The 7,753-nt window shown below is 38.1% G+C and carries 8 protein-coding genes and 1 pseudogene; all 9 read right to left on the reverse strand.

Annotation, left to right across the window (positions count from 1 at the left end):
* Positions 1–315: pseudogene (locus H964_RS08400) on the reverse strand (citramalate synthase); the annotation flags it as partial.
* 94 nt (positions 316–409) lie between these two features.
* Entirely contained in the window at positions 410–574 is a 165-nt protein-coding gene (locus H964_RS12625) for a hypothetical protein (RefSeq protein WP_013404015.1), read from the reverse strand.
* Positions 575–652: 78 nt separating this feature from the next.
* A complete protein-coding gene (locus H964_RS08405) occupies positions 653–2,176 on the reverse strand; it encodes a 2-isopropylmalate synthase (RefSeq protein WP_039766587.1) in 1,524 nt (507 codons plus the stop codon).
* A gap of 16 nt (positions 2,177–2,192) precedes the next feature.
* A complete protein-coding gene (ilvC, locus tag H964_RS08410; RefSeq protein ID WP_039766589.1) occupies positions 2,193–3,194 on the reverse strand; it encodes a ketol-acid reductoisomerase in 1,002 nt (333 codons plus the stop codon).
* A 2-nt stretch (positions 3,195–3,196) separates the two neighbouring features.
* Positions 3,197–3,709 (reverse strand): acetolactate synthase small subunit, encoded by a 513-nt coding sequence (ilvN, locus tag H964_RS08415; RefSeq protein WP_011916693.1) that lies wholly within the window; start codon positions 3,707–3,709, stop codon positions 3,197–3,199.
* Between the two features lie 50 nt (positions 3,710–3,759).
* Entirely contained in the window at positions 3,760–5,367 is a 1,608-nt protein-coding gene (gene ilvB / locus H964_RS08420) for a biosynthetic-type acetolactate synthase large subunit (protein WP_039766591.1), read from the reverse strand.
* Between the two features lie 162 nt (positions 5,368–5,529).
* Positions 5,530–6,336 carry an SDR family NAD(P)-dependent oxidoreductase gene (locus H964_RS08425; protein WP_039766593.1) on the reverse strand — a complete coding sequence of 269 codons (807 nt, stop codon included), beginning with the start codon at positions 6,334–6,336 and terminating at the stop codon, positions 5,530–5,532.
* A 26-nt stretch (positions 6,337–6,362) separates the two neighbouring features.
* Entirely contained in the window at positions 6,363–7,151 is a 789-nt protein-coding gene (locus H964_RS08430; protein WP_039766599.1) for an MBL fold metallo-hydrolase, read from the reverse strand.
* Between the two features lie 57 nt (positions 7,152–7,208).
* A partial coding sequence (locus H964_RS08435; RefSeq protein WP_039766595.1) for an amidohydrolase family protein occupies positions 7,209–7,753 on the reverse strand: 545 nt, incomplete at its 5' end.

Below are 7,753 nucleotides of genomic sequence, written 5' to 3' on the forward strand. Positions count from 1 at the left end.
GATTGCAACAGCTTCGGTGTCAGCTGCAATTAGTGACTGAATGTTAATATCATCTTTCACTTTAATCCCGACTCGTCTTGTTGAACCAAAGGCAATAAGCGTTGCATTTTTCAATTTCATCTTTTTAACCCTTGTGAAAAACTCCTGATCTTTGATGTTAGAGCCGGGATTGCCTGCTTCGATAAATTTCACACCAAATTTGTCAAGCCTCTCTACAATCTTGAGCTTATCTTCCAAAGTATATGAAATTCCCCCAGCCTGAGCACCGTCTCTTAAGGTTGAGTCATAGATGATGATGGCCTTATTATCTTCCACTTCATTTTCCCTCCTTCATGAATATCAAAAAAGCCCAGCCTGTGATTTTTTAGGCTGGGCTTTTAAAATTCAATCTCAAATTTGATTGCAAATTCTAAAGATGCCCTAAGGGTCTTTTCAAAAACCCTCTTTGCTCATACACAGGCCAAAATGGGTGCAATGCGGCATATGAAATTTTATAAATCCACTTAATTATTCTCTTTCTAATTATTGAAATAATGCTAACTATTGTGATTGCGCCGCATATTCGTATTATCATCTTTTGCACCCCTTTGACCCTTAATTTTTATTTGTTAACTATTTTAAACCCAATTTAAAAAATTGTAAAGAGTCAATTTTACTCCTCTGAAATTTTATACAGCATCTTATTTATAGCATTTACATACGCTTTTGCGCTTGCTTCTAAAATATCTGTAGATAAGCCTCTTCCCAAAAACGCTTTGCCATCCTTCTTAATTCTTACTGTTACCTCGCCAAGAGCATCCTTGCCCTGGGTGACAGCCTTTATACTGTAATCATCAAGTTCAACCTGAAGCCCTGTTATTCTGTCAATTGCCTTGAAGATTGCATCAACAGGACCATCGCCTGTCGCCGCTTCTTCAAACTCTTCTTCGCCAGATTTTATCTTGACAGATGCTGTTGAGATTAAGTCATTTCCGCTTATTATCTGGAACCTCACAAGCTCATATGTCTCTGGAATATTGAGAGACTTTTGCTCTAAAAGTGCCTCAATGTCTTTGTCAAGTACAACCTTCTTTTTATCTGCCAAAACTTTAAATTTTTCAAATGCAGCGTCAATCTCTTCTCTTGTAAGGTCGGTGTATCCCAGCTCTTTGAGCCTCTCTTCAAACGCATGGCGACCAGAATGCTTGCCCAAAACCATCCTGTTTTTAGGAAGACCAATTGATACAGGGTCAATAATCTCATATGTTGTTCGTTCTGACAATACTCCATGCTGATGTATACCAGACTCGTGCGCAAAAGCATTTGCACCAACAATTGCTTTGTTTGGCTGAACAAACACGCCTGTAAGTGATGATACAAGCTTGCTTGTTCGGTAAATCTGTGTGGTGTCAATTAGTACATCAACATCGTAAAAGTCTTTTCTTGTCTTGAGAGCCATTACAATCTCTTCTAAAGCAGCATTCCCAGCTCTTTCTCCAAGTCCGTTTATTGTACATTCAACCTGATGAACACCTTCTTCTACCGCTGCAAGTGAGTTTGCAACTGCAAGGCCAAGGTCGTTGTGGCAATGAACTGAAATTTGGACCTTGTCAATGTCAGGAATGTTTTCTTTTATTGCTCGAATAATCCTTTTCATCTCTTCAGGTGTTGTGTAGCCTACCGTGTCTGGTATGTTTATAACTGTTGCACCAGCCTTTATAACAGCGTCAAATACCTTTATCAAAAACTCAATCCTTGAACGTGTTGCATCCTCACATGAAAACTCTACATCAGACACATATTTTTTTGCATACTTTACCATGGCAACTGCTCGCTCGAGTACCTCATCTTCTGTCATTTTGAGCTTGTATTTCATATGAATATCGCTCGTTGCAATAAAAGTATGAATCCTCGGAGATGAAGCCTTTTTGAGCGCCTCATACGCCCTATCTATATCTTTTTCAATCGCCCTTGCCAGAGATACAACAACTGCATCTTTGATGTTTTCAGAAATTGTCTTTATAGCCTCAAAATCGCCAGGAGAGGCTATTGCAAATCCTGCTTCTATGACATCAACTTTGAGCTTTTCAAGCTGTTTTGCAATCTCAAGTTTTTCATTGACGTTGAGCGACACACCCGGTGTTTGCTCACCGTCTCTGAGCGTGGTATCAAATATCTTTATAACTCTTTTTCCCATTAAAAACCCCTCACCCTTATTCTTTTATTGGCTTTATCCAAGGCATCATCTTTCTGAGCTCTTTACCAACCTGTTCAATCAAAAGATTTTGTTCTCTTCTTCTAATACTATTGAATTCAGGTCTTCCTGCCATGTTCTCCAAAATCCACTTCTTAGCAAATGTACCGTTTTGAATCTCTTCTAATATCTTTTTCATCTCTTTTCTTGTGTCTTCTGTTATAATTCTCTTACCTGTCATGTAATCGCCATACTCAGCTGTGTCGGAGATTGAGTATCTCATTAAAGAAAGTCCGCCCTGCCAAATCAAATCAACTATCAGCTTCATCTCATGCAAACACTCAAAATATGCAATCTCTGGCTGGTATCCTGCTTCAACCAATGTATCAAACCCGGCTTTGATAAGCTCTGTAAGACCACCACACAAAACAGCCTGTTCACCAAAAAGGTCTGTCTCTGTCTCCTCTTTAAATGTAGTAAGAATTATTCCAGCCCTTGATGCCCCAATACCTTTTGCATAAGCTAAAGCAATATCTAAGGCTTTTCCTGTATAGTCCTGATGTACAGCAACTAAAGCTGGTACACCTTTTCCTTCCTCATACTGGCTTCTGACTGTGTGGCCTGGTCCTTTTGGAGCTATCATTATAACATCAACGTATGGTGGTGGTACTATCTGACCAAAGTGAATATTAAAACCGTGCGCAAATGCTATTGCCTTTCCTTCTTTTAAATTTGGCTCTATACTCTCTTTGTATAGCTTTGGCTGTTTTTCATCATTTACAAGAATCATAATGATGTCTGCAGCTTTTGTTGCCTCATCAGCTGTCATAACTTTAAGACCATGACTTTCTGCCTTCGCCCAAGACTTGCTGCCATGATAAAGTCCAACCACAACGTTTACACCAGAATCTCTCAAATTCAGTGCATGTGCATGACCTTGGCTGCCAAAACCAACTACTGCAACAGTCTTGTCTTTAAGTAGGTCTAGATTACAATCTTGATCATAAAATATCTTTGCCATCTTTAATCATCCTCCTCAGACTTAGATTTTGATATAACTTTGTTTCCTCGTTCTATCGCAATAAGTCCTGTACGGACTACCTCGCGAATACCATATTGCTTCAAAAGCTCAATTAGTGCTTCAATCTTGTCCTCATCACCTGAAATCTCAATTGTAAGCGTTTCTTTTGACACATCCACAATGTTTGCCCTGAAAATCTCTGTTATTTGAATAATGTCTGAACGTGTCTGAGAATTAGCATTTACTTTGATAAGCGCAAGTTCTCTTTCAACAGCTTCTTTTGGGTTTAGCTTTTTGACTTTTATAACATCAATAAGTTTATTCAGTTGTTTTGTCACCTGCTCGACAATGTAGTCATCACCATTTACAACAATTGTCATGCGGGATATTGTAGGGTCTTCTGTAACACCAACAGCAAGGCTGTCTATATTAAAACCTCTTCTTGAAAAAAGCCCTGCAACACGAGACAGTACGCCCGGGTGGTTCTCAACCAAAACAGAAAGTGTGTACTTCACCTTCTTACATCCCCCTATCACCAAAAGTTTTAGTAAGCTCAATTAAACCCTTAAGGTATAGTTGGCTCGTCAGGACTTGTCACAACTTCAAGCAAAAACGGACCCTTGTGGCTTTTCATAATCTCAATAGCCTCTTTTAACTTTTCCTTACTCTCAAGCCTCATACTCTCAATTCCATAGGCCTTTGCCAATATCATAAAGTCAGGATTGCCATCCAAGCATGTTGCAATAAACCTGCCTGTGCATCTTTTTTTCTGAAGTTCGTATACCATTCCAAGCCTTGTATTGTTGAAAAGGACAATTTTAATGGGCACCTGCTCTCTTTTTATTGTTGCAAGTTCCTGCAAAAGCATCTGAAAACTTCCATCGCCGGTGATGCTAATTACCTCCTTATCGGGTCTTCCAAACTTTGCGCCAATTGCAGCAGGGACGCCATATCCCATTGTACCAAGTCCACCCGAAGTTATAAAGGTTCCTGGTTCTTTGATATATAGATTATGAGCTGCCCAAATCTGGTGCTGACCAACATCTGTTGTGATTATATAATCTCCATTGTATGCCCTTGAAATTTCTCTTAGCACATCATAAGGATGAAGCTTGTCATCATCTGGAAGAACTTTCTTTTGCGCTTTAATCTCATGAGCCCAAAAATCTTTTCTTTCTGAAATTCTCTTATTAATCTCTGAAAGCACCTGTTTTGCATCGCCAACAATTGGCACATTTGTATCAACATTTTTTCCTATCTCAGCAGGGTCAATGTCTATATGAATAATCTTCATATTGTCAGTAATTTTTGTATCACCCAAGGCCCTGTCTGCAAGCCGCGCACCTATCACAATTAAAAGGTCTGCTTGTCTGAGCGCTAAATTTGCCTCTTTCTGACCATGTGAACCTATCATGCCAAGATAATAAGGATGGTCTGTTGGAATAGAACCAATTCCCATTAGGGTTGAAATCACAGGGATTTTCTGTTTTTCTATCAAAATTTGCAGCTCTTGTGATGCACCTGATGCAATAACTCCACCACCGCTGCATACAACAGGTCTTTTTGAGCTTTCTATTGCCTCTACTGCCCTTTTTATCTGCAGAGGATGCCCTTTTTCTTTTGGCTTGTAGCCAGGAATATCAATTTCTTTCGGAATTTCAAATTCAATCTCCTGCATCTGAACATCTATAGGAACATCTATCAAAACAGGCCCACGTCTTCCTGTTGAGGCTATATAGAATGCTTCTTTTAAAATCCTTACAATTTTTTTAGGGTCTTTTACAAGATAGTTATGCTTGGTAAACGGAGCTGTTGCCCCTGTTATATCCACTTCTTGAAACACATCTTTTCCAATTAAACTTGAATTTACCTGACCTGTGATAGCCACAATAGGAACTGAATCCATATATGCAGTTGCAATGCCAGTTATAAGATTTGTAGCACCAGGCCCAGAGGTTGCAACGCACACACCTACCTTGCCAGTTGTGCGCGCATATCCACTTGCCTCATGAACTGCTGCCTGTTCTGTGCGTACTAAGACATGCTTTATATCAGAGCTATAGAGCGCATCATAAAATGGATAGATTGCCGCACCTGGAATGCCAAATATAATCTCTACACCTTCGCTTTTTAAAACCTCTACCATTGCCCGTGCTACCGTCATCTTCGCCATCAACCAAATCCCACCCTTTATATATGAAAAGTCCGACCGTGCTACTCGAGTTTGTCGGACAATTGCTTTTACAATGGCTTCTTGCTATTTTTTCAAAATTAAATTTTGAAATATTTTAGCACGTATTTTTATTCATGTCAAGGAATTTAGGTGTTAAGGCAATTATAATCCTTTTAACCTCTTTTCAAATGCCTTTTCAACGATAAAATCTGAAATGTGTGGAAAAAGGCGGGTAAAAAGCACAAATATATAGTCTTTTTTAGATGTGTAGATCTCTTTTCTGCTTTTCTCTATACCTCTGATAATTCTTCTTGCAGCAACATCCGGCGAAAGCCTTGAAAGCCGGACTTCATCTTCTGGATATGGCTTTCCTAAAGCTTTTTTTCTAAAGCTTGTTAAAATAGAACCTGGATATGCATTTAAAATATTTATGTTATATTTTTTAAGCTCCATTCTTGCAACATCAGCTATGGTTGAAAGTGCTGCCTTTGATGCCGTATATCCGCTTGTGAATGGCACAGGTCTTTTCACACCAAGTGAACAAATATTTACAATTGTGCCTCCTCCTAGTTCTTTGAAAAAGGCTATTCCATACTTCATCATGTAAAATGCACCAAAAAAGTTAGTATCAAATACCCTTTTAAGATCAAGATCCTCTATTTCTTCCACTTCACATCTCAAGCCAACTCCTGCGTTGTTAATTAAGAAATCTGCCGTTTTTAGCTTATCTTTTATGATCTTAAATGCATCTTCACAATCTTTTCTGAAGCTCACGTCAGCCTTTATCAAAAAGAGATTTTTCGAAAAACTAATGAGCTCATTCTGAAGCCCTTTTAAAGACTCTTTTGACCTTGAAATGGCAACAACCTTTGCACCTTTTTTAAGTAAAATCTTTGTCATTTCCTTCCCCAGACCAGACGTTACCCCTGTAATAATAACTATCTTATCTTCCCAGAAATCTTTTCTCATGCGCTACTGCCACCTTTTTAAAATGTTTATATTTCAATCACATCTCCCACACCACAAACTTTTAGCTTATTTGCCATTTTATTACCAAAATGAATTAATGCTTCTGTCCCAGAGCAGTGAAGAGGTACAAGTTTATAGATTCTCTTTTCCCTGAAAAACTCACAAAGCATTTGCAAATCATCTCTTTGAAAATTCTTCAAATGAAATCCACCGATAACTGCAAAGATGCTCTGAGAAAAGCATTCTTCCACTTTTTCTATAATATTCTCAATTCCATTATGACCGCAACCAACAATAAGTATAAGTTTGTTATCTTCTTTAACTACAAGAGATTGTTCTTCTAAAAACAAATCGCTTTGAAACCGACCATCTTTGAGAATATAAAACTCACTAGATTCTTTACCCGAGGTAACATTCACCACAAAAATACCATCAAATATCTCATAGACATCTTCATTGACAATCTTAAACCTTGCCATGTCAAACCTTTCAAAATTTTCACCTATAAATTTGTACTCCCCTTCTCTATTGGCAAACTTTTTCTCAAAAAATCCATTGTGCACCCAAATATTACAATCTGTTCTTTCAATAAGAAATTTAAGTCCACCTGTGTGGTCATAATGGGCATGGCTAAGGACCACAGCATCAAAATCAAAGCCCACACCCATCTTCTCAATGTTTTTCACGATGGCATTTGTCTGCCCACAGTCAAACAAAATCTTTTTGTCATCTTTTATAACCAAAATTGAAAGACCATGCTCTGCTAAATACCCGCCTTTGAACGTCCAGTTATTGACAATTATTTTGGCTCTCAATTTTAAAAAGCCTCTCTTTCTAATATTTGCTGTTAAGTGACTTTTGAGCAAAACATCTCACTTTGCCCTATGGACAATTTTAAGTCCAAGTAGCTGCTGTGCATTCTTCCAAAAAATCTTTTCTTTCTCTTCTTCAGAAAGTCTTAAGCTATTAACATACTCAACTTCTCTTTTCTGGTCTTTCCATGGAGAGTCTGTTGCAAACAAAATCTTATCTATCCCATGATTTCTGAAAATCTCTTCTGGATTTTGTATATCAACTTCACCAAAGAAAAAGGATGTATCAAGATACACATCTTCACCTATCAAGTGCTCAAGCGTCTCATCAAAAAACCTATATCCACCCATATGCGCTGCAACAATCTTTGCACCCGAAAAATCTTTTAGAACCTTATGAAGCTTTTTTGGTGTACAATGGTAAGGTGGCATAAAAGCCGGGTCAACTCCGCTGTGAAAAAGTATAATCATATCGTTTTGGAAAATAGCATCATAGATTGGATACATCTTTTTGTCATCTACAAAAAAATCCTGATAATCAGGGTGAAATTTTACTCCCTTAAAACCTTGTGATTTTAACCATTCAATTTCTTGCTGCCACTCAT

The sequence above is a fragment of the Caldicellulosiruptor sp. F32 genome (genome assembly GCF_000404025.1).
Taxonomy (GTDB): domain Bacteria; phylum Bacillota; class Thermoanaerobacteria; order Caldicellulosiruptorales; family Caldicellulosiruptoraceae; genus Caldicellulosiruptor; species Caldicellulosiruptor saccharolyticus.